Raw genomic sequence first — 21918 nt, 5'->3', positions numbered from 1 at the left:
GAGTTCCCATGGACATCAACCACATCGTGGATTCACCTTTCCGGGCGCTGCCGCGGGGCGACAAGAGCGCCCCCGCGGTGTCGATCGACGGAACAACATGGTGGACCTACGCCGATCTCCGCGCCCGCCGCGATTGCTACGTGACAGCGCTCAGGGACGCCGGGGTCGTCAAGGGCGACCGGGTCGGAATCATCCTGCTGAACTCCCTCGACTACGTCGCCCTGTACTTCGCGATCGCCCGCCTCGGCGCGATCGCGGTCCGCCTGAACTTCCGGCTCGCTCCCGCGGAACTGTCCTTCCTCATCGAGGACTCGGGGAGCGAGGTGGTCTTCTTTCACTCCAGCCGCAGTGACCAGCTGGATCCGGTTCGCGGTGACCTCTCGGTCCGGACCTGGTTCTGCCTCGAGGACGACGACACTCCGGTACCCGAATGGGCCATGGAACCCGACCTCACCTGCCCCGATCACGGTGTCGACGATCTTCCGCGTCCGGCCGGAAATGATCCGGTCATGATCATGTACACCTCCGGAACGACCGGCCGACCGAAGGGGTCGGTATGGACCCATGACAATGTCATGTGGTTCGCCACCATCCAGGCCATGCAGTGGGGCTTCACCGCTGAGACCGTCACAATGACGACCGGTCCGCTCTACCACGCCGGCGCCTTCGAGTGCTTCACCCTGCCGGCGCTCATGGTGTACGGGAAGGCCGTGATCATGTCCAGCGGCGGGATGTCCGCCGAGCGCATCGCGGGCACCATCGAGGGCGCGCAGGTCACCCACGCGCTGCTCTACCCGTTCCTCATCTACGACCTGATCGCGCTGGGAGCCGGCGAACTCCGCAAAATCGACACCCTCGAGCTCATCATGTCCGGCGGTGATCCGTTGCAAGCGTCGGCGATCGACGCGTTGAGCGAACACCTGCCCCACGTGGTTCTCAACAAGGGCTTCGGCCTTACCGAGGGCGGCGGACAGTCCGCAGTCCTCGTGCAGGAGTTCAGCCGGAGCCACGCCCACACCGTCGGCCGTCCGCTGCCCCTCACCGAGATTCGCGTGGTGGCATCCGACGACGTCGATGCCGCAGCCGGTGAAGTGGGGGAGATCTGGGTCAGGTCGCCCGCCATTTCCGGGCTGTACTGGAATCGACCGGAAGCCACGAAGGCGACGTTCGTCGACGGCTGGTGTCGGACCGGTGACCTCGGGCAGATCAGTGAGGACGGCTTCCTGCTGGTCAGCGGTCGCAGCAAGGACATGATCCGTAGCGGCGGCGAGAACATCTATCCAGCGGAGATCGAGGCGGCGCTCGCCCATCATCCGGGTGTCGCTGCCGTCGCCGTGGTGGGTGTCCCCGACAGCAAGTACCTGGAGGTGGGCTGCGCGGTCGTCGTCCCCGCCGCAGACTCCGGCCCGGTGGACGAACTCGAGTCCTCCGTCCGGGACATGATCGCCGCGCGGCTGGCCAGGTACAAGTGCCCCCGCCACTACGCGTTCGTCGACGCACTGCCTGTGAGCCCCGCCGGAAAGATCCTCAAGCGCGAACTGCGCGACACCTACGCATCCATCGCGGACTCGGCTTCCTGACATCGCTCCGGCGCGTTCCCAGGAATGCTTCCGGAACTACTGTGCAAGAAAGGTATTGGAAAATGCACTTCGGAGACATTCAAGTCCTGCCCGTTCTCGACGGGATAGGCCGCGAGGACCCGAACCACATCCTCACCCGGCCGGGCGTCGACGACCCCTGGTCGAGTAAGGCAGAAGCCCTCGACGAGCAGGGTGTTCTCGACTTCGACATCGGTGGCTTCCTCATCCGAACCGGTGAGCGCGTCGTCGTCGTCGACACCGGAGTGGGCACCATCGATGACAAGTTGCTCGGACACGGGGGCCGGTACACCGGCGGCAAGTTCCTCGACTCCCTGCGCGCCCACGGGGTGGCGCCCGAAGAGGTGACGGACGTCCTGCTCACCCACCTGCACTTCGATCACGTGGGCTGGACGACCCAGAAGGGGCAGGTCGTCTTTCCGGGTGCCACCTATCGTGCGCATCGCCTCGACTGGGAACACTTCGTCGACGCTCCGGACGCCAGCCCCGGTGCCGTGCGCAAACTCTCGCCCATCGCCGACCAGCTCGAGCTGTTCGACCAGGACATCACCCTGGCCCCGGGCGTGGACGCTCTGCACAGCCCCGGACACACACCCGGTTCGACCGTGTTCGTCGTCTCGGGTGAGAGCCGGCGGGGGTATCTCCTGGGTGACGTCGTGCATTCGACCGTCGAGCTCGAGGAACCGGACTGGCGGGCCATCTTCGACGAGGATCCCGAGCTCGCCTCCCAGACCCGCAACCGGCTCGCCGACGAGCTCGCCGCCAGTGGGGATCTGGTCGCCGGGGCGCACTTTCCCGGCCTCAATTTCGGGCGGATGGTGCTGACCGACGGGCAGCGCCGATTCTCCGCCCTCTGAGGGGCTCGGTGTCATGATCTTCAGGAAGCATTGAAAGGACGACGATGGTCACCTACGGGGAGCAACTCACCATCGGGCAGATTCCGCACCTGCACGCCCAGTCGCACCTGCTCCGCCACAAGACTGCGATCGTCGAAGGCGAAACCCGCCTCACCTGGTCGGACGTGAGCGAGCGTACGGCGAGACTGGCCAACGGGCTGGCGAGACTGGGCGTACACAAGGGCACGAAGGTGGCGGTGATTCTCACCAATCGTGCGCAGTACGTCGAGATCGTCTATGCGGTTGCCGGGCTGGGTGCGGCCGTCGTACCGATCAGCTATCGGTTCACGCCGGGGGAGATCGAGTACGCGGTCCGTCACAGCGATGCCGAGGTGGTCATCGTGGACGGATATCTCACCGGCACGTTCGCCGCCGCCCACGAGACTCTGCCGCACATTCCCGCCGACCACGTCCTCCTCGTCGCGGGGAAGGACGAGTCATCCGGCTATCTCGACTACGAGACAGTGCTCGCCGGATCGTCGACGGACGTCGAGTATCTGGACATGGATGAATGGGACGTCTATCACCTGGCATTCACCGGAGGCACCAGCGGCCCTCCCAAGGTCTGTGAGATCCCGCAGCGGATCGCCCGGCAGGGGTGGTACGACATCACCGTCGAGGTAGGCAACCGCGCAAACGACGTCACCGTCCTCGCCGGGCCCTTCTACCACGGCCTCGGGTTCACCTGGGGGCTCCAGCAGCTCATGGTCGGCGGAACGATCGTCATGCTCCGGGAATTCAACGCACGCGAACTCCTGCAGACCATCGAACGTGAACATGTGTCGTTCATCCCCATGGTCCCGACGATGTTCGAGATGCTCCTCGAGGTGCCCGACCGGGCGTCGTTCGACATCGGGTCGGTACGCCGGCTGATGTCGGCCGGATCGCCCCTGCTCACCGCGACCAAGGAGCGTCTGCTCGAGTACTTCCCCGCTGCGGGACTCTACGAGCTCTACGGCTCGACGGAGGCGGGCTTCTTCAGCATCCTCAAGCCGGAGGACCAGCTCCGCAAGGAGCGCTCGGCGGGCCTGCCGTATTTCGGATGCGAATTGCGGATCCTCGATCCCAGCGGTGAGGACGTCCCCGTGGGAACGGTGGGACAGATCTACAAGCGGGGACCGGGGCTGGGAGTGCGGTACTACAAGAACCCGGGGGCCACCGAGGACCAGTTCCTCGGGGATTGGATCTCGAGCGGGGACCTCGGCCGGTTCGACGAAGAGGGTTACCTCTATGTGGTCGACCGGGCCAAGGACATGATCATCTCGGGCGGAGTGAACATCTTTCCCACCGAGATCGAGGATGTACTCGTCAAGCATCCGGACGTCGTCGAAGCCGCCGTCATCGGTCGTCCCGACCCCAAGTGGGGCGAGATCGTCACCGCGTATGTCGTGACCAGGGACAAGATTCCGATCCCGACAGACGAACTCGATGCCCTGTGCCGGGAGAAGCTCGCCGGCTACAAGAAGCCGCGCTTGTATATCGCACTCGACGCACTACCGAAGAACGCTTCCGGCAAGCTCCTCAAGCGTGTGCTCAAATCGGAGGGGGGACACGAGTGAGATGTGATGACGTGACGACGAACGTGGGCGTGTCTGGATACTTCCGTCGTTGCCCCGGTGCGGAATTCGAGAAGCTGACGCCCTTGCCGGTGGCACTGAGCGGGTGGGGCAGCGAACACATGCGGGGCAGTGCCGTCACCGGCGCCCTGGCGCGATCGGCGGAGAATGAGGGCCGAGCGCGCCGGGACCTCCGACCGGTCAGGTTTACTGCTGATCTTCAGAGGGCGGCGACGATGGCGCCGGTGTCGACCAGGTCGACCGTCGTCCGCGAGGGCGGTCGGTTGCTGCTCGTGGACAGTGAATTCCTTCAGAACGGTCACGTCATGGCGCGCGCTCGCACGCTGTTTCTGCCGACGACCCAGCGGGTGGTCGCCGATCCACCCTGGTCGCCCGATCGGTCCCCGAGCATGCCACCCGCCGGCCTGCGGCCGGCCACCGACGAGGGACGCCTGTTCTTCAGCGAGGAGCATGGATGGAGCGCCGACGCGGCCGCTCACCAAAACTCGGAGCGAAAACAACTCTGGTGCAGGAGCATCCCGGTCGTGGAGCGCGAGAGCGTATCGCCGTTCCAAGCTTCCGCCACCGCCGCGGACCTGACCAATCTCGTCACCCACTGGGGTGGCGGCGGCGTCCGCCACATCAACGCCGACGTCACGCTCACCCTGGCCAGATTCCCCGACGGGCAGTCCCTGGGTCTGTCTGCGACGGGTCGAGTCGGAGGGGGTGCCATTTCGGTAGGTACGGCCGAAATATACGACCATCGAGGGGTATTCGGACACACCGCAGTGTCCACGGTCCTGCAATCCGGTCGTCCGGTGGACACCATCACCCAGCTCATGCGGGGTAGCCGGATTGAATTGTCCTCGGGTCGTCACGGAAGGACGGAGTACGCATGACCGCGCCGAGTCGATCAGGTGTCACGGCCCTTCGAGTCCACCGCTATCAGGAAACCCCGATCGTCGCAGTGGACGAGATCCCTTCTCCAACATGGGGACCCCACGATGTGGTGGTGGCACCCCGAGCAGCGGCTCTCCACGTTGCTGACCTGCTGATGATGAAGGGTGAGTACCAGGTTCGGCCTGAACTTCCCTTCGTCCCGGGAATGGAGGCGGCAGGACTGGTGATCGAGGTGGGCGACGAGGTCAGCCACGTCGCCCCCGGGGACAGGGTTCTCGCCGTAATGGCCCAGGGAGCGATTGCCGGCGCCGCAGTGGTGCCTGGGGCGCAGGTCGCACGGATCCCGGATTCGATGACCTACTCCGCGGCCGCGACGTTCGGAATCGCGTACTTCACCGCATACGCGGCCTTACATTTTCGAGCAGGTGTACGCGCAGGTGAGACCGTGCTGGTCACCGGTGCGCGAGGTGGCGTCGGCCGCGCCTGCGCCCAACTCGCCACGGCTATGGGGGCGACGGTCGTGGCTGTCTCCCGCGACGCAGAAAAGGCTCGTCCGGAACTACGCGAGTGCGTCGACAACGTGGTGGAAGCGGACGAGGAGACGGTCGTCGATGCGGTGAAGCGCGTGACCGGTGGTCGCGGCGTCGATGTCGTCATCGATGTGGTCGGTGGACGGTTGCTGAGTCAACTCGTTCGCGCCACGGCCTGGGAGGGCAGGATCGTAATCGTGGGGTTCGCAGCGGGCGCACCCGAACCCGTCAAGCCCGGACATCTCCTCGTGAAGAATGTCTCGGTGGCCGGCCTTCAATCGACCGACTATTGGACCCGTAGCCCAGACAGGCTCCGAGCCGCTCTCGGCGAGCTGCTGGCGCTTGTCGACACCGGCGCCCTGTCAGTCCCAGAACCCCGAGAGTTCCGTCTCGGAGAGATCGACGTCGCGATGCGTGCCTTGGCAGAGGGATCGTCTCGGCGAAGTGTCGTGATCCTTGTCGGGCAGGATGAGACGAGCGGGGCGAGATAGAGCTGAACCGGATCGCCGAGCAAGCTGTCCGTCCGCGGCAGTACCAGGTCATGCGGTGCACTCGAGCGGTCGGCCGGTGCCGGCGGGGGCGTCGCGGTGGATCGGGCCGGTGAGCAGGTGGAGTTCGAGCCCCGTGGTGCCGCGGGTCGTCTTCATCATCTCGGCGAGGATCGACACCGCCGTCTCCTCGGGGGTGCGGGCGCCCAGGTCGAGGCCGATCGGCGAATGCAGCCGCGCCAGCTCCGCCGCGGTGGTTCCCTGTTCGCGCAGCAGCGCGACGCGGCGCTCGTGGGTGGCGCGGCTGCCCATCGCGCCGATGTACGCCGCGTCCGATCGCAGGGCCAGCTCCAGCAGGGGAATGTCGAATTTCTCGTCGTGGGTCAGCACGGCCAGGACGGTCCGGCGGTCGACCGGTGCGGTCTCGAGGAATCGGTGCGGCCACATCACGACGACGTCGTCGGCGTCCGGGAACCGGGCGCGGGTCGCGAACACGCCGCGGGCGTCGATCACCGTGACGTGGTAGCCGGCGAACGCTCCCAGCGTGCACATGGCGGCGGCGAAGTCGATGGCCCCGAAGATGTACATCCGCGGTGGCGGCGCGAAGATCTCGACCATGCACACTGTCTCCGACCGCAGCTGATACACCTGCGACTCACCGGCGTCGAGCCGCCGGCGAACGTTCTCGATGTCGGCGGCGGTCAGGTCGAGGTCGCCCACCGGCCCGTCGCCGGTGATCACGCAGCGACGGGTTCGCGATCCGTCGCCGGTCTCCGTCACGACGGCGATCGATTCGCCGCCGCGGATGCGCCGCGCCGCGTCCGCGAAACCCGGGAAGTCGTGCTGTCCGATGCGCTGGACGAACACCTCGATGGTGCCGCCGCACGTCAGTCCGACGCCGATCGCGTCGTCGTCGGCCACGCAGAACACTTCGGTGCGGCTCCGCCCGTCGGCCAGCACGTCCCGCGCCGTCTCGTACAGCGTGCTCTCGACGCACCCACCGGACACACTTCCGAGGACCTCACCGGATTCCGACACGGCCATCGCCGCGCCCGGCGCCCGCGGGGACGACTTCCAGGTGCGCACCACCGTGGCGAGCGCGAACGTCTCACCGTGGTCGAACCACGCTTCCAGGCCCGTCAGGATGTCGCGCATCGTCTCGTCCTCCTCGGGTTCTTCTTCGGGTAGCTCACGCTAACCGGCGGCGACCCGCCGTCGCGGCACACAATGCGCCGAAATCCCCAGCGGCCGCTTGTGCATTCTCGCCATCGCTATCGACCGGTGAGTCCGCAATTCTCGGACGGTCCCCCTTCCTTCACAGAGAACCGAGGATCCACCATGAACCAGTTGCTCAGCGGGATCCGGGTCCTCGACCTCACGCGCGCACTCGCCGGACCGCTGTGCACGGCACTGCTGTCGGACTTCGGCGCCGACATCATCAAGGTCGAGACCCGTTCCGGTGGCGACAGTTCCCGGCAGTGGCCGCCGTTCGACGGCAGCGACAGCCTGTACTTCACGTCCGTCAACCGCGGCAAGCGTTCGGTCGCCCTCGACATGCGCAGCGAACAGGGCCGGAAACTGCTGCGCCGCATCGCCGTCGGCGTGGACGTCATCGTGGAGAATTTCCGCCCGGGTGTTCTCGCGGACATGGGGCTCGATCAGGAGTCGCTCGCCGCGGACAATCCCGGGGTGATCGTCATGAGTGTCAGCGGTTTCGGGCCGACCGGTCCCGAGCAGTTCTCGCCGGGACTCGATCAGGTGGCGCAGGGCATGTCGGGCCTGATGTCGGTGACCGGTGCCGGCGACCACACGCCGATGCGCGTCGGGATCCCGATCATCGACACGGTGTCCGGTATCTATGCGGCGCTGGGCATCACGGCGGCACTCGTGGCCCGGGGGCGGGACGGTGCGGGTCATCACGTGCAGACGTCCCTGCTCGAATCGGCGCTGTCGATCATGTCGTTCCAGGCGCAGGACTACCTGAGCACCGGACGCGTCGCGGAGCCGAACGGAAACACGCACCCGACGATCACGCCGTACGGCACGTTCGACACCGCCGATTTCCCCATCATCATCGCGACCGGCTCGGACCGGCACTGGCAGTCGCTGTGCGACGTTCTCGGGGACCGCGAACTCGCCGACCGGCCCGAATACCGCACCGGCCAGTCACGACTCGCACACCGGGATCCGCTCACGAAGGAACTGCTCGAACTGCTGTCCGCACGTCCGGCCGCAGAATGGGTGACGCTGATTCGTGCGGCGGGCATCCCGTGCGGCCCCGTCCACACGATCGATCAGGCGTTCGCCGACCCGCAGGTGCGGGCCCTGAAGATGGTGCAGCCCGTGGCCACCCCGGACGGCGGTGAAGTGCCGCTGGTCCGGAGTCCGCTCTGGGTGGACGAGGAAACCCTGCCGATCCGGAATGCGCCGCCGATGGTGCTGGGGCAGGACACGGCCGAGGTGCTGGGCGAATTCGGGTTGAGCGAGGAGAACATCGAGGGCCTCCGGCGGGACCGGGTGATCTGACGCGCGGCCGTGGTCGCCTCACAACCGGGCGGCCACGGCCAGTGCAACGTGCTCGCACCACGGCCGCGCGACCACCTGCACGCCGATCGGCAACCCGGACCGGGTGTTTCCCACCGGGACGACGACGGACGGCAGGCCCGTCACACTGACCGCGCGGCAACTCGCCAGGGCCTGAGCCCAGGTCAGCGACTGCCCACCGACGTCGAACAGTTCTTGGCCGAGCGGGGGCGCCGGAATCGAGGCGACGGGGAGGATCAGGACGTCCCCCATCTCGCCGAGCAACCGGTGCACCAGTTCCGATCGCCGCGCCCACAGCCGTTCGACCCCGCGCCGGTCCACGTCCCGCCCGGCGGCGAGCATCGCGGCGATGTCTTTCCCGAATCCGGTGCCGAGTTCTGCAATGTCGGTGTGGGTTTCGACGGACCGCAGCGACCCGAACAGGTCGTTCCCCTCCGCCAGCGCCGCACCCCGGTACGGGCGGGCACCGAGTTGCCGGGCGGCACCGGCGACGGCCGCGACGATCTCCTCGTCCACCGGGACGGTCCCCTCACCGGGCGCCCACGTGACGTCGAGACGGGAGAGGTCCACCGTGCCCGGGTCGGTCCACCGGTACTGCCGGGACGAGAGCACCCGCAGCACGAGGGCCGCGTCGTCCAGCGTCCGCACCATCGGACCGATCGTCTGCAGCGTGCCGTGCATGGTCGCCGGATTGGTCAGCAGGTGATCGCCCGACGCGACGCCGGGATACTGGCCGTCGGGGTCGACCCGGCCGACGGTCGGGCGGACGGAGCGCAGTCCCGTGCAGTGTGCGGGCCAGCGCACCGACCCGCCGAAGTCGGTGCCGAGACCGACCACGCTCATCCCGGACGCGATCGCCGCCGCCTCGCCGCCGCTCGAACCGCCGGGCGAGCGGGGAACCCCGTCGGGCCGGAGTGGGTTCACGGTGTACCCGAACAGGTCGTTGTGCGTGAGACCGCTGGCCCCGAACTCCGGGGTGTTCGTCTTGCCGACGAGGATCGCGCCGGCCGCCCTCATCGCGGCCACCGCGGGGGCGTCGACGCGCGGCACGTTGTGCTCGAGCGCGCGCGAACCCGCCGTCGTCCGGACCCCCGCGGTCGCGATGAGGTCCTTCACCGTGAACGGCACCCCGGCCAGCGGTCCGACGTCCTCACCTCGGCCGATCCGGGTGTCGAGGTCGTCGGCGGCCCGGATCGCCTGGTCCTCGGCGACGGTGACGACGGCGTTCAGCTCCGGGTTCCGCGCCTTGATGTGCGCCAGGTGGTCGTCGAGCACCTGGCTCGCGGACACCTCCCCGCCGGTCACGGCGCGGGCGATCGCGTGCGCGTCCGAGCCGACCCAACTGCCGTCGTTACCCCACACATGTCCTCCTCGGCTCGTGCTCAGAGGTCGACGCTAGACATCCCCGGGCCCGCCGCACACGGCCAGTGTGCACAGGAATGCGGGGCCCGACCTGTGAAGAGTTGATACTTCGCCGCGCTACCGGTTCTGGGAGGATCGGATGATGCTCTCGCCCTGGGTCCGCCTTGCCTTCGCGCTGTTCGCGGTCAGCTGGGGAGCCAACCAGTTCGCCCCGATGCAGCTGGTCTACCGCGAGCAACTCGGTCTCGGGAGCGGTTCGTTCACCGCGATGCTCGCGTCGTATGTCGTCGGGCTGATCCCTGCGCTGCTGTACTTCGGGCGCGTGTCCGACCGGTTCGGCCGGCGAGCGGTGATCCGCCCGATGATCCCCGTCGGCATCGTCTCCTCCCTCGTCCTGATCGCGGGAGCCGCCGTCCCCGACCTGCTCTATCTGGGACGGGTGCTGGCCGGACTCGCCTCCGGCATGGCGTTCGGCGCCGGCACCGCCTGGATGAAGGAACTCAGCTCCACGTCGCAAGCCGGGGCGGGTGCGCGCCGCGCGGCGGTGTCGTTGTCGGCGGGCTTCGGTTGCGGAGCCCTGTTCGCGGGCCTGATCGCGCAGTGGCTCCCCGCGCCGGAACTGCTCCCGTATCTGGTGCACATCGTGTTGATGGTCGGGGCGCTGGCCCTGGTGTGGTCGGTGCCCGATGCGCGGGCCCGCGCGACGGACCTCGTCGCCAAGCCCCTGTCGGCGCTCGCCACCTCCCGGTTCCGGTTGGGCATCGCGCCCTGGGCGCCGTGGGTGTTCGGGGTGGCGACCGTGTCGTTCGCGACGCTTCCGCCGCTCGTCTCCGAGTCACTGCGCTCCACGTCGGTGGCGTTCACCGGTCTCGTCGCGGCACTGACCCTGATCACCGGGGCGGTGATCCAGCCGTGGGCCAAACGGTGGTCGGAGCAGGACGACGACGCCGGGATCCGCGTCGGCATCCTGCTCGGGGTGCTCGGTTTCGGCGCCGCGACCGTGGCTGCCTATACCGGCGGCGCGCTGTCGGTCGCCGCGATCGTCGTCGCGGCCTTCCTGCTCGGATCCTGCTACGGCATCCTGCTCGGGTCGGGACTCGCGTCCGTCGAGAAGCTGGCGCCGGAAGACGAACTCGCGCAGACCGTGGCGGTGTTCTACTGCCTGATCTACATCGGCTTCGCCGTGCCGTTCGTCATCTCACTCCTCGCGCCGCACATCGGCTACGCCGCCTGTTTCGCGGGGGCGGCATTACTGATGCTGCCGTCCGTGGCCGTGAGCCGGAAGGCGACGGATCCGCACCTCACCCCCAGGTGAGTGGCAAAGTGTGCCCGGGCACGCTTTGCCACTCACGTGGGGGTCAGCGGGAGCGGACGGGGAGCAGCGGCGGCCAGGGCCAGTGCTGCGCGAGGCGACCCCGGGCCCGCAGGAAGCCGAGACCCAGCACCAGGCCGAAGATCAGGTGCCCGATCAGCGACAGGGTGATCGTCGTCGGCGTCAGCGGGAACATGTCGCGCTGACCGCGGTCCGACAGCGCGACCGTGCCGATCAGCCCGGCCCAGACCGGGAACACCGCGAACGTGACGAACGCGAGGAGAACGGTGCGACTGGACCGGTGCTGGAGGCCGAGCGCGAGGGCGATGAGGAAGAAGGCGATGCCGATTCCGCCGCCGTCGCCGAAGTAGCGCCACAGGTAGCCGACGATCGCGCCGGTCCGCGTGTCGGTTCCCGAGTGGAGCCAGGTGCCCATCTTCGGGATGAAGTCGCCCCACAGGCCGAGCAGGTACACGGTGTCGAGGCGGAAGGCGTCATAGGCCAGACACGCGAACATTCCCCAGCCGAGGCCGTGGCCGACGATGCGGTCGATCGGGTGCGGCGCGAACACGCACAGCACGGCGAGGGACGTTGCGAGCGGAATGATCACCAGCGCACCGGTGGTGTTCATCGGCACGACGCCGAACACCTGCGCAGAGATCGCCAGTAGCGGCAGGGACGCGAGCAGCAGGTACAGGCCGATCCGCGCGAAGGTCCAGTGGTGACGGACCGGTTTCGGAACGGATTCGATGGCGGGTGAGACTGCGGGCGAGACGGAGCCCGGCGGATCGTGTTCGTGCGTGTCGCGGACGGTGGTGCCGAGGATGCGGGGCATGCGGGGGTTCCATTCGGTCGAGGGACTTGTTCGGGTGGTCGGTTTTTCGAGTCCCAGCGTCCTTCGAGTGCCCGCCATGCGAATAGTCCCCCGAGGGGTGCTGATCGGCACCCCTCAATAGGCGCGACCGAAGACCACCCGCTTCCCGTACGCCGACGCCGCCCCGCACCGCACGCACACCCCCGCCTCCGATTCGCTGTCCCGGGGCACGCACCGCGGGGTGGCGGCGGTGCGGGACTTGATGCCCTCCTCGCAGGTGGCGCTCCCGCAATGCAGCGCGAGTGCCCACCCTGTCGACACCGCGTCGGCGAACTTCTCCCAGTCGTCGACGGTCCGAGTGTGGCTGTCGCGGAACGCAGTCGCACGAGCGAGCAGGAAATCCTGGAAGTCGTCCAGGACCCCCGGCAGGGCCTCGGGCAGGGAGTCGATCGGCACGGCCTGCTTACCGTCGTCACCGAGACGCTTCACCATCATCACGGTGCCCGCCTTCAGATCTCGTGGGCCGAGTTCGAGCCGGACCGGGACGCCGCGCAACTCCCACTCGTTGTACTTGTACCCGGGGGTGAGCTGGGGACGAACATCGACATGCGTCCGCACACCCGCAGTTCTGAGACGGCGAGCCAGGTCTTCGGCCGCGTCCTCGACGGCAGCGTTGCCGCCACGGGTGATCGGCACGATCACCACCTGGTACGGCGCCAGCCGCGGCGGCAGCACCAGGCCCTTGTCGTCGCCGTGCGTCATGACGATGCCCCCGATCATCCGAGTGCTCATCCCCCAGGACGTCGTGTGACACAGCTCTTCTCGACCGTCCTCGGCGGTGTAGCGGATGTCGAACGCCGACGCGAAGTTGGTGCCCATGTAATGCGACGTGCCGGATTGCAGCGCCCGGCCGTCCCGCATCATGCCCTCGATCGTGTACGTCGCCACCGCGCCGGCGAACCGTTCACCGGGTGTCTTCTCACCCGGGACGACCGGAATCGCGGCCCACTCCCGCGCCACCTCGTGATACAGCTCGAGCGCGAGCAGCGTCTCGCGGCGGGCCGCGCCTTCGCCTGCGTGCGCGGTATGACCCTCCTGCCACAGAAATTCCGTGGTGCGGAGAAACATTCGCGGCCGCAGCTCCCACCGCACGACGTTCGCCCACTGATTCAACAACAGCGGCAGGTCGCGGTACGAGCTGATCCATTTGGCCATCATCTCGCCGATGATCGTCTCCGACGTCGGCCGCACCACCAACGGTTCTTCCAGCTTCTTCCCGCCGGCGTGGGTGACGACCGCCAGTTCCGGAGAAAACCCTTCGACGTGTTCCGCTTCCCGGCCGAGGTAGCTCTCCGGAATCAGCAACGGGAAGTACGCATTCTCGTGACCGGTGTCCTTGATGCGGCGGTCCAGTTCGGACTGCAGCAGCTCCCACAGCCGGTACCCGTACGGCCGGATCACCATGGTGCCCTTGGCCGGACCCCGGTCGACGAGCCCGGCCTTGAACACCACCTCGTTGTACCAGGCGGCGAAGTCCTCACTCTGGTCGATCACACCGCGTTCATCCCGTGCCATGCCCACGCAGATTACTCGGCCGCCCGTGCGCGGGCACTTCATTTTTCAGTGGTGGGCGGCGAGCCGAGGGAACAGCCGGTGGGCGTTGTCCGTGGTCACCGTGCGCCAGGTGTCGACGGACGCGAGCTGGTGGGCCGTCGCGGATGCGGGGGTCCAGCAGTAGTCGCTGCCGTAGAGAACGCGGTCGGATCCGAATGCGGCCGTCAGGGCGGGAATCTGGTAAGGGAGCGGGGTGCCGGCCAGGTCGAACCACAGCCGGCGCAGCTGATCCGGCACCGGCGGGACACTCGGGTCGTGTCCCGGGAGCAGCCCACGGAACAGTTCCATCCGGTCGGCGAGCAACGGCAGGGCGCCGCCGCCGTGGGTGAAGACCCATTCGATGTTCGGGTACCGCAGCAGGACGCCGGTGAACACCAGGTCGCTGACCGCTCGGGCGGAGTCGAAGACGAACTCGAGCATCGGCCGGGGCCGTCCCAGCGACACGGACTCGTGGCCGGGCGGCGACGTGGGGTGCACGAAGACGACGGCCCGGCGACGGTCGAGTTCGACCCAGACCGGGTCGAACCGGGTGTCGCCGAGATACAGGCCGTGGGCGTTCGTTTCGACCGCGACCCCGTCGGAGCCCAGAACATCGAGCGCATAGCCGATTTCGAGCAGTGCACTGTCGACGTCGGGCAGGGGCAGGCTCGCGAAATGCCCGAACCGTCCGGGGTGCCGGCGCACCAGGTCCGCGGCATATTCGTTGACCTCGCGGGTGAGGTCTCGGGCGGCGCGGTCGTCACCGAAGTGCGTCCCGGGTGACGACACGGACAGCATCGCGGTGCCGATGCCGCCCTCGTCCATCAGGGCGAGGTGGTCGGCGACGTTCCAACTCGGCCAGCCCGGCATGCCGTCGGGCTGGTGGTGTCCGGCGGCGCGGGCCGCGGTGACGTAGCGGTCGGTGACGAAATGCGGGTGCACGTCGACCAGTGCCTGCGCGCCGGAAGTCACGACTGCACCTTTCGGGGAACGAACCGGGTGAAGTACTGCAGGGATGCGGAGTCGTCGACGGTGTCGCTGCCGACGACCTTCTCTATCGGTGCGCCCTGCAGCAGCCGTTTGATCGGCACCTCGAGTTTCTTGCCGGTCCGGGTGTGCGGGATGGCGGGGACGGCGATGATTTCGTCGGGGACGTGGCGGGGGGAGGCCTGGGTGCCGATGGCCGCGACGATGCGTTCGCGAAGTTCATCGTCGAGGTCGGTTTCGTCGGCGAGAACCACGAACAGCGGCATCCAGTAGCCGCCGTCAGCGAGTTCGGCACCGATCACCAGCGCCTCCCGGATCTCCGGGAGATCCTCGACGACGTCGTAGACGTCTGCGCTGCCCAGGCGCACTCCCTGCCGGTTGAGGGTGGAATCGGACCGGCCGGAGATGACGACGCTGCCGCGTGCGGTGACCGTGACCCAGTCGCCGTGCCGCCACACACCGGGGTACGTGCCGAAGTACGCGTCGCGATAGCGCGTGCCGTCGGGGTCGTTCCAGAAGTAGATCGGCATCGACGGCATCGGTGTGGTGACGACGAGTTCCCCGACCTCGTCGACGACCGGAGTGCCGTCGGCATCCCACGCGGCGAGCGCCACCCCCAGCAGCGGTGCGGAGATCTCGCCCGGCCACACCGCGGTCGTGGGTGCGCTGCCCGCGAAGCCACTGACGACATCGGTGCCACCGCTGGTCGAGGCCACCTGCACGCGGTCCCCGACGTGATCGCGGACCCACTGATAGGACTGCGGCGGCAGGGGTGCACCCGTGGATCCGATGAGTCGCAGCGCGCGCAGGTCGAGGTCGCGTCCGGGTTCGAGACCGGCCTTCGCGCAACCGAGCAGGTAGCCGGGACTCAGCCCGAGGACGCTGACGCGGTGCTCGGCGGCGATGTCCCACAGCCGCTGCGGATCCGGGTGGGCGGGACTGCCGTCGTACAGGACGATGGTGGCGCCGACCAGAAGACCCGAGACGACCATGTTCCACATCATCCAGTTGGGGGTCGTGTACCAGAAGAACCGCTCCCCGGCCCGAAGATCGTTGTGTAATCCCAGCAGTTTGTGGTGGTCGAGGATCACGCCGCCGTGTCCGTGCACAATCCCCTTCGGCAGTCCGGTCGTGCCCGAGGAGAACAGCACCCACAGGGGCGCATCGAATTCGACGCGCACGAAGTCCGGTTCGGCGTCGGCGGCAGTCACCTCGTCCCAGGGCACGTGCTGCGCGTCGTCGACATCGAGGAGCAGTCCGAGTACGGGGACGTGCACCGTGCTGCGGAGGGTGGGCAGTTGCCGAACGAGGTCGGCGACGTCACCGCGGCGGTCGTGAACGCGACCGTTCCACCGGTATCCGTCGGCGGCGACGAGGATCACCGGGTCGAGTTGGGCGAAACGGGACGCGGCACCCGACGCCCCGTAGTCCTGGCCGCAGGCGGACCACACCGCTCCGATCCCCGCGGTCGCGAGGAACGCGACGACGGCGTGGAACGTGTTGGGAAGATAGCCGACGACGCGGTCGCCCACCCCGACACCCTGCTCGCGCAGCCACGCCGCGACGGCGGCGACCTGCCGGCGCAGTTGCGTCCAGCTGATCTCGGTGGTGACGCCGTCCTCGGCGATGGAGATGATCGCGGCCTCGGGCGAGTCACCATGGCGCAGCGCGTGTTCGGTGTAGTTGAGCCGGGTCCCGGGGAACCACCGGGCACCCGGCATGGCGGCGTCGGTGAGCACCTCGCCGGCGTCGCCGTCGGCGGCGATGTCGAAGAAGTCCCACACCGCCGACCAGAAGGCGGACGGTTCCTCGACGGAGAAGTTCCAGAGGTCGTGGTAGTCCGGGTAGACCGCACCGGTGCGGGCGGCGGCGAAGTCGGCGAATTCGGTGATCCGTGCCCGCGCCACCCGCTCGGGGTCCGGTGTCCAGATCGGTTCCGGCGCAGCGCCGGTGGTGGTGGTCGAAAGGGTGTTCATCCCAGTCCTTGCGATGGTCGTGGGTGCGGTCAGGGCGCAGTCATGGTGTTGCGGAGGGTCCCGACGCCTTCGATCCAACTGGTGAGGACGTCGCCGGGCCGCAGGAACTTCGGTGGCTTGCGTGCTCCGCCGACACCCGAGGGGGTGCCGGTGAAGATCAGATCGCCGGGCAGCAGCGGGCACACCGCCGACAGGTGCGCGACCAGTTGGGGGACGCTGAAGATCAGGTCCGAGGTGCGGCCCTTCTGGAGGACCTCGCCGCCGTCGAGTGCGCAACCGATCTCGAGATCGTCCCGGTCGGGCAGTTCGTCGACGGTCACCAATTCGGGGCCGATGGGCGCGAAACCGCGGTACGACTTGCCGAGGGAGAACTGCGGTGCCGGTCCGGCCAGTTGCAGTCCCCGTTCGGACAGGTCCTGGCCGACGGTCACGCCGGCGATACGGTCCCACGCGTCGGCGGCGTCGACGTAGTCGCATCGGGTGCCGATGACCGCGACGAGTTCTACCTCCCAGTCGACGGTGTCGGCGGGCAGGGCGACGGGCTGGCCGTGTCCGGTGAGGCTGGTGGGGAATTTGGTGAACACCGGTGGAACGGCGGGACTTTCGAGTCCCGACTCGGCGGCGTGATCGTGGTAGTTGAGGCCGATGGCGAACACTTGCCGCGGCCGGGGCACCGGCGGACCCCACAGCGTCTGTTCGGTCACCCCGATCACCGGGTGGCCGCTGGTGTCCAGGCGGGCCGCCCAGTTCGTGAACTCGGCCCAGACGTCGTAGACGGCCTGCGGGTCTGCTCCGAACGCGCCGCCACTGGCCTGTTCGACGTCGATATAGCCGTTCCCGGCCGCGAGGGCGAGCCGTCCGTCGATGTTGGCGATCCTCATGTCTGTACTCCTTGTGTAGTTTTCGGGAAGAGGGGTTCTCAGACCGGTACGGTCGTGTTAATCGGCGCGGGCTCGTGGCGGCGACTCGTGAGAACGGCGAGACTGAGCAGCGACGCGAACGCGGCGATGCCCGCGAACACCGAGAAATTCGCCAGCGCAGGGAGTCCCGCGAGAACTCCGCCGAGAATCGGCCCGCACACGCCGCCGATCCGGCCGATGCCCCCGATGAATCCGAGCGCGCTGCCGCGCACGTTCGCCGGGAAGTAAAGTGCGGCGAACCCGTACACGACCGGCTGAATCCCGACGGTGCCTGCGCCGGCGAGGAACAGGGACAGGTAGAGGATCGGTTGCGGCAAATGCATCGAGAGTCCGAAGATCGCGACGGCGCCGATCGCGAAGCCCGCAATGGTGACGCGGCGCCCGCCCATCTGGTCCGCGGCCCAGGAACCGGTCGCGCTGCCGGCCATCGCCCCGATGCTGAAGACGATCAGGAACACCAGCGACGAGCCGAGGGAGTACCCGGACGACTTCATGATCTGCGGCAACCAGGTGAGCAGTCCATAGGACAGGACCTGGCAGCACCCGGTGACCACGACGAAACCGGCGAGGGCCCGTGCGCCCCCGTCACCGAGCAGCGCGCACAGCGAGACGCCCACATTCTGCCGGGATACGGTGGTCGAAACGACGCTGTCCGGTGCCCACGTCTTCAGCTTCGCCGCCCCGATCGGCACGACGGTCAGCAGCGGGATCACCCCACCGATGAGGAACACCGCCCGCCAGCCGCCGCCGTCGAGGAAGGCCAGCGCGCTGAGCGCCGCCACGATGCCGCCGACCGGAAGTCCGGTCAGCATAACCCCGTTGAGGAAGTTCCGCCGGTCGTGCGGTGCGACGCTCATCGTCAGTGCGATGGCCGCCGGGCCCAGGCCTCCGAGGCCGACTCCCGCGACGAAGCGGGCGATGCCCAGGAGTTCCGCGGTCGGGGCGGCGGCGCAGAAGATCATGCCGACCGAGAACCACGTGACGCAGGCGAGGAAGAGGCGGCGTGCACCGAAGCGGTCGGCAAGCACCCCGGCCGCGATCGACCCGAGGCACATGCCCACGATGGCGGTGCTGGCGATCACCCCGATCCGGGCCGGGGTGAGTCCCCAATCGGGATCGGCGAGGAGGTCCGGTATCGCGGCACCGAAGATGGCGAGGTCGTACCCGTCCGCAGAGATCGCGATGAATGCGAGGACCGCGACGCTGACGAAGGCAGGCACGCGCAGTCGTGGAGTGGTGGTCATGGGGTCCTATCCCTGGGGTTCGTGAAGCCAAGTGTGGTGGGCCGCAAGGTACTGGTCGACGAGCGCGGGGCGGTCCGGGCCCGGCAGATCGGGGCCGATGGTGTATCCGGCGGCGTCGAGGATCGCGGCGAGGTATTTGTACGGGCGGTCGACGGGGAACTCGACGCCCGCCAACGCGGTCACGTCTGCGGCCGGGTCCACCGGGGAGACGACGTCCTTGTAGTAGAGCATCGTGAGATCGGTGATGCGCCAAGTCCCGTCGGTCTTGATCAGCCGCTGGTAGAGCCGGCCGTGCGAGGCGATGTCCAGCTCGACGCCGGCGAGGATTCCGCGCGCGTGCACCGTGGTTCCCTCGTGCGCGAGTGCCCGGTCGCCGACGATGTCGACGCTGGGCGCACCGACCATGTGGAAGCCGCGGCTGCCCCGGTCGTGCATGGTTTTCGAGGCGTCGACGAATTCGGCGCCGGTTCCGGTGAACCAGCTGAGGCTGACGTAGGAGTCGGGGGCGAATGCCGAACGCATCCGGTCCCATTGCGCGGTGTCGCGCCCGGCTCGCTCGCGGAGGACGACGTCGATCACCGCGGCAGTGTCCGAGGGGTCAGGCACGGGTACTCCCATCGGTTGCGGCACTATGGGCCGAGGTGTGTTCGACACCGCCGCACCAGATTCGTTCGATGTTGCGGGTGGCACGGATGTCGGCGAGGGGGTCGCCGGCGACGAGGATCAGGTCGGCACGCAGACCGGGTTCGACGGCCCCGCGGTCGTCGAGACCGAAGTGGCGGGCGGGCAGGACCGTCGCCGCACGCAATGCGTCCACCGTCGACAGGCCTGCGGCGACGAGCAGTTCGAGTTCGTGGTGCAGGCTTTCGCCGTGCGTGACGAGTTGGGGCAGGCCGGGTTGCAGCGCGGCGTCCGTGCCGGCCAGCACGGGCACACCGGCCCGGTGGAGAGCGGCCACGCTGGTGGACGCGGCGGTGAACGCGTCGGGGTTCCCGCGCAGCGTCGCGAGGGCCTGCATCATCGACAGGGTCGGCACTGCGACGCGGCGCCCACTCACCATCCGGGCCACGACGTTGTCGCCGAGCGGTTCCCCGTTCGGGATGTGGGTGAGGACGTCGGCACCCACGTCGAGCGCCAATTCGTAGGCTCCCGTCGAGGATGCATGTGCGACAACCAGTTTACCGAGACGGTGCGCGGCCTCCACGACGGCGCGCGCGACCATCGGATCGGGACCACCGTCGCCGGGGGCTTCGAGGACGATCTTGACGTAGTCGGCGCCCTCCGCCACTCGTGCCGCAACGAACCGGTCGGCGGCGTCCCGGTCGGGCACCAGGGCCTCGGCGGGCATCCCGAAGTGGGAGTGCGGACCGGCCGGACCGATCACCGGGATACCCGGACTGCGGATGTCGGTCAGCCCGTCGACGTCGCGCAGTGAGGACACCAGCGACGCCGGCCAGGTGGCCATGTCCAGTCCGGTGGTCACTCCCCACGAGCACAGCTGTTCGAGGGTGTCGAGTCCGTGCAGGTGGATGTGGGCGTCGATCAGCCCGGGCAACAGCACCGCCCCGTCGGCGTCGACGATCCGGGCGCCGGCCGGGTCGGTGCCGATCACCGTGCCGTCGACGACGACGGTGCGTGGCTCGGACAGCCTGTGCCCGTCGAAGACCCGGACACCGGTCAATGCCGTCCGGCCCGTGGCTCGCGCGGTCATGACGCGGCCCCCGCGAGCGCCGGCAGTGCCGCGTGGGTGCCGAAGGTCCGCCGGCTGTACACCAGCGGCGTGGCGTCGGTGGCCGAGCAGTCCCGGACCGTTCCGAGGAGCAGGGTGTGGTCGCCGCCCGGGATTTCCGCGGCCACGTCGCATCGCAGCCACGCGCTGCTTCCGGTCAGCTGCGGCAGTCCGTCGGCGAATTCCCATGCCACACCGGCGAACCGGTCGTCGTGTCGGCTCGCGAAGCGGGTGGCGGCCTCGTGCTGTCCGGCGGCGAGGACGTTGACGCCGAACGTGCCGGTTTCCCGCACGATGGCGAGCAGCGCCGATCCGTTGTCGAGGGCGACGGTGATCATCGCCGGCGACATGCTCAGGGAGGCGAGTGAGCTGACCGTGGTGCCGTGCGGAATGCCGTCGAGGTGGGCGGTGACGACGGCGACGGGCCCGGTGACCGTGGCCATGGAGTTCTTGAACTGGTGTGCGTCCATCGGACTGTTCCTCTCTTCCGTGGGCTGTACGGGAATCATCCGTGTACTCCGGTCATCAGTTCGGCGAGGTCTTCGGGCGCGAGGAACGACGGCGGGGGCGGCGGTCCCCAGTTGTACAGGGCACGTGCGCCTTCCCAGTCCCGCGGCGTCCACAGCTGGTCGTCGACGATGCAGTCGAGGTCGGAGTAGTACTCGCTGAAATTGCCGGCGGGGTCCTTCAGATACCAGAAGAAGTTGGAACCGATGTGGTGGCGGCCGAGACCCCAGACGTGGCGCTGCGGGTCCTTGTCCAGCATGGTGGTGGCGCCGCGGCCGACCTCGTCGACGTCGTCGACCTGCCAACTGGTGTGGTGGAGCATCGTCACCGGTGCCGCCTGCACCAGGACGTTGTGGTGGTCGGTCGAGCACCGCAGGAACGCGGCCATGCCGGGAACCCGGTCGCTGACCTTGAATCCGATGCCCTCGGTGAAGAACCGTTCGCTCGCCGGCTGATCGGTGGAGCCGATGACGACGTGCCCGAGTTTGCGGGGGCGGACCCGGCCGGTCCGCTCGATCGCGTCGGCGCGGGCGGCGTCCCGTCCGATGTTGCCAGGCAGGTTGTACGCGGGAAGAGCGAACGGGGTCTGGATGATTCGGGATCCGATGGCCACCCGGACCCGGACGTCGGTGCCGGGGTCGACGACGGACAGTGCGGTCTCGGAGCGGGTCGGGTGCAGGTCCAGTCGCTGCAGGTCGTGCGTGATGCGGTCCAGGTCGTCGGCGTCGTCGACCGCGACGTCGAGTCCGATCAGCCGGCGGCGGTCGGGCACGGGGACCAGTTCGAGTTGGTCGCCGCCGTCGAGGGTGGCGAAAGAGACCGCATCGGTCCGGCCGGACTCACCGGCGGCCGGAACGGTGCGGGTCAGACCGAAATCATCGTAGAACGCGGCGGTCTCGGCGACGTTCGGAACGCCGATCGTGACGCGGGTGAGGGTGTGTAGTGGCATGGGAGAAACACCT

The 21918-nt window shown here is 68.3% G+C and carries 19 protein-coding genes; 7 read left to right on the top strand and 12 right to left on the bottom strand.

The features are described from left to right. Positions 1-8 precede the first annotated feature (8 nt). The 5 genes from JWS13_RS26130 to JWS13_RS26110 all read left to right on the top strand — a co-directional run bounded on the left by JWS13_RS26130 (position 9) and on the right by JWS13_RS26110 (position 5971). On the top strand, positions 9-1580 hold the full coding sequence (locus tag JWS13_RS26130; protein WP_206008250.1) for a class I adenylate-forming enzyme family protein: 1572 nt from the start codon (positions 9-11) through the stop codon (positions 1578-1580). A gap of 62 nt (positions 1581-1642) precedes the next feature. Then, positions 1643-2455 carry an MBL fold metallo-hydrolase gene (locus JWS13_RS26125; protein ID WP_206008249.1) on the top strand — a complete coding sequence of 271 codons (813 nt, stop codon included), beginning with the start codon at positions 1643-1645 and terminating at the stop codon, positions 2453-2455. A 44-nt stretch (positions 2456-2499) separates the two neighbouring features. Beyond that, positions 2500-4053 carry a class I adenylate-forming enzyme family protein gene (locus tag JWS13_RS26120; RefSeq protein WP_206008248.1) on the top strand — a complete coding sequence of 518 codons (1554 nt, stop codon included), beginning with the start codon at positions 2500-2502 and terminating at the stop codon, positions 4051-4053. Beyond that, positions 4050-4949 (top strand): acyl-CoA thioesterase domain-containing protein, encoded by a 900-nt coding sequence (locus JWS13_RS26115; protein WP_338050676.1) that lies wholly within the window; start codon positions 4050-4052, stop codon positions 4947-4949. The genes JWS13_RS26120 and JWS13_RS26115 overlap by 4 nt, the downstream gene beginning before the upstream one ends. Further along, complete coding sequence (locus tag JWS13_RS26110) at positions 4946-5971, top strand: NADPH:quinone oxidoreductase family protein (protein WP_206008246.1); 1026 nt, start codon at positions 4946-4948, stop codon at positions 5969-5971. The genes JWS13_RS26115 and JWS13_RS26110 overlap by 4 nt, the downstream gene beginning before the upstream one ends. A gap of 48 nt (positions 5972-6019) precedes the next feature. Here the strand turns inward: JWS13_RS26110 and JWS13_RS26105 are convergent, their stop codons facing one another. Next, positions 6020-7123 carry an XdhC family protein gene (locus JWS13_RS26105; RefSeq protein ID WP_206008245.1) on the bottom strand — a complete coding sequence of 368 codons (1104 nt, stop codon included), beginning with the start codon at positions 7121-7123 and terminating at the stop codon, positions 6020-6022. Positions 7124-7306: 183 nt separating this feature from the next. Here JWS13_RS26105 and JWS13_RS26100 point away from each other — a divergent pair, with 183 nt between their 5' ends. Continuing rightward, positions 7307-8494: a CaiB/BaiF CoA transferase family protein gene (locus JWS13_RS26100; RefSeq protein ID WP_206008244.1), complete on the top strand. Its 1188-nt coding sequence runs from the start codon at positions 7307-7309 to the stop codon at positions 8492-8494. Between the two features lie 18 nt (positions 8495-8512). Here JWS13_RS26100 and JWS13_RS26095 read toward each other — a convergent pair whose 3' ends face one another. Beyond that, the gene (locus JWS13_RS26095; protein ID WP_206008243.1) at positions 8513-9874 is read right to left on the bottom strand and encodes an amidase; all 1362 of its coding nucleotides are present in this window, start codon (positions 9872-9874) and stop codon (positions 8513-8515) included. A gap of 142 nt (positions 9875-10016) precedes the next feature. Here JWS13_RS26095 and JWS13_RS26090 point away from each other — a divergent pair, with 142 nt between their 5' ends. Further along, positions 10017-11189, top strand: a complete 1173-nt coding sequence (locus tag JWS13_RS26090; protein WP_206011727.1) for an MFS transporter — start codon at positions 10017-10019, stop codon at positions 11187-11189. 43 nt (positions 11190-11232) lie between these two features. Here JWS13_RS26090 and JWS13_RS26085 read toward each other — a convergent pair whose 3' ends face one another. The 10 genes from JWS13_RS26085 to JWS13_RS26040 form a co-directional block, all read right to left on the bottom strand. Next, entirely contained in the window at positions 11233-12021 is a 789-nt protein-coding gene (locus JWS13_RS26085; protein WP_206008242.1) for a hypothetical protein, read from the bottom strand. Positions 12022-12135: 114 nt separating this feature from the next. Next, a complete protein-coding gene (proS, locus tag JWS13_RS26080) occupies positions 12136-13575 on the bottom strand; it encodes a proline--tRNA ligase (RefSeq protein ID WP_206008241.1) in 1440 nt (479 codons plus the stop codon). 45 nt (positions 13576-13620) lie between these two features. Continuing rightward, positions 13621-14565, bottom strand: a complete 945-nt coding sequence (locus tag JWS13_RS26075) for an amidohydrolase family protein (protein WP_241032302.1) — start codon at positions 14563-14565, stop codon at positions 13621-13623. Further along, the gene (locus JWS13_RS26070; RefSeq protein ID WP_206008240.1) at positions 14562-16556 is read right to left on the bottom strand and encodes an acetoacetate--CoA ligase; all 1995 of its coding nucleotides are present in this window, start codon (positions 16554-16556) and stop codon (positions 14562-14564) included. The genes JWS13_RS26075 and JWS13_RS26070 overlap by 4 nt, the downstream gene beginning before the upstream one ends. Before the next feature lie 29 nt (positions 16557-16585). Further along, positions 16586-17437, bottom strand: coding sequence for a fumarylacetoacetate hydrolase family protein (locus tag JWS13_RS26065; RefSeq protein WP_206008239.1), 852 nt, complete (start codon positions 17435-17437; stop codon positions 16586-16588). Positions 17438-17475: 38 nt separating this feature from the next. Further along, positions 17476-18720: an MFS transporter gene (locus JWS13_RS26060; protein WP_206008238.1), complete on the bottom strand. Its 1245-nt coding sequence runs from the start codon at positions 18718-18720 to the stop codon at positions 17476-17478. A gap of 6 nt (positions 18721-18726) precedes the next feature. After that, positions 18727-19326 carry a nuclear transport factor 2 family protein gene (locus tag JWS13_RS26055; RefSeq protein ID WP_206008237.1) on the bottom strand — a complete coding sequence of 200 codons (600 nt, stop codon included), beginning with the start codon at positions 19324-19326 and terminating at the stop codon, positions 18727-18729. Next, positions 19319-20431, bottom strand: a complete 1113-nt coding sequence (locus JWS13_RS26050; protein ID WP_206008236.1) for an amidohydrolase family protein — start codon at positions 20429-20431, stop codon at positions 19319-19321. Before JWS13_RS26050 ends, JWS13_RS26055 begins: the two co-directional genes overlap by 8 nt. Beyond that, the gene (locus JWS13_RS26045; protein ID WP_206008235.1) at positions 20428-20919 is read right to left on the bottom strand and encodes a flavin reductase family protein; all 492 of its coding nucleotides are present in this window, start codon (positions 20917-20919) and stop codon (positions 20428-20430) included. Before JWS13_RS26045 ends, JWS13_RS26050 begins: the two co-directional genes overlap by 4 nt. Positions 20920-20954: 35 nt before the next feature. Then, complete coding sequence (locus JWS13_RS26040; RefSeq protein ID WP_206008234.1) at positions 20955-21905, bottom strand: VOC family protein; 951 nt, start codon at positions 21903-21905, stop codon at positions 20955-20957. Positions 21906-21918 lie beyond the last annotated feature (13 nt).

The sequence above is a fragment of the Rhodococcus pseudokoreensis genome, from assembly GCF_017068395.1.
Lineage (GTDB): Bacteria > Actinomycetota > Actinomycetes > Mycobacteriales > Mycobacteriaceae > Rhodococcus_F > Rhodococcus_F pseudokoreensis.
Note: the sequence above shows the minus strand (reverse complement) of the source record. Positions and strands in the feature narration are given on the sequence as shown.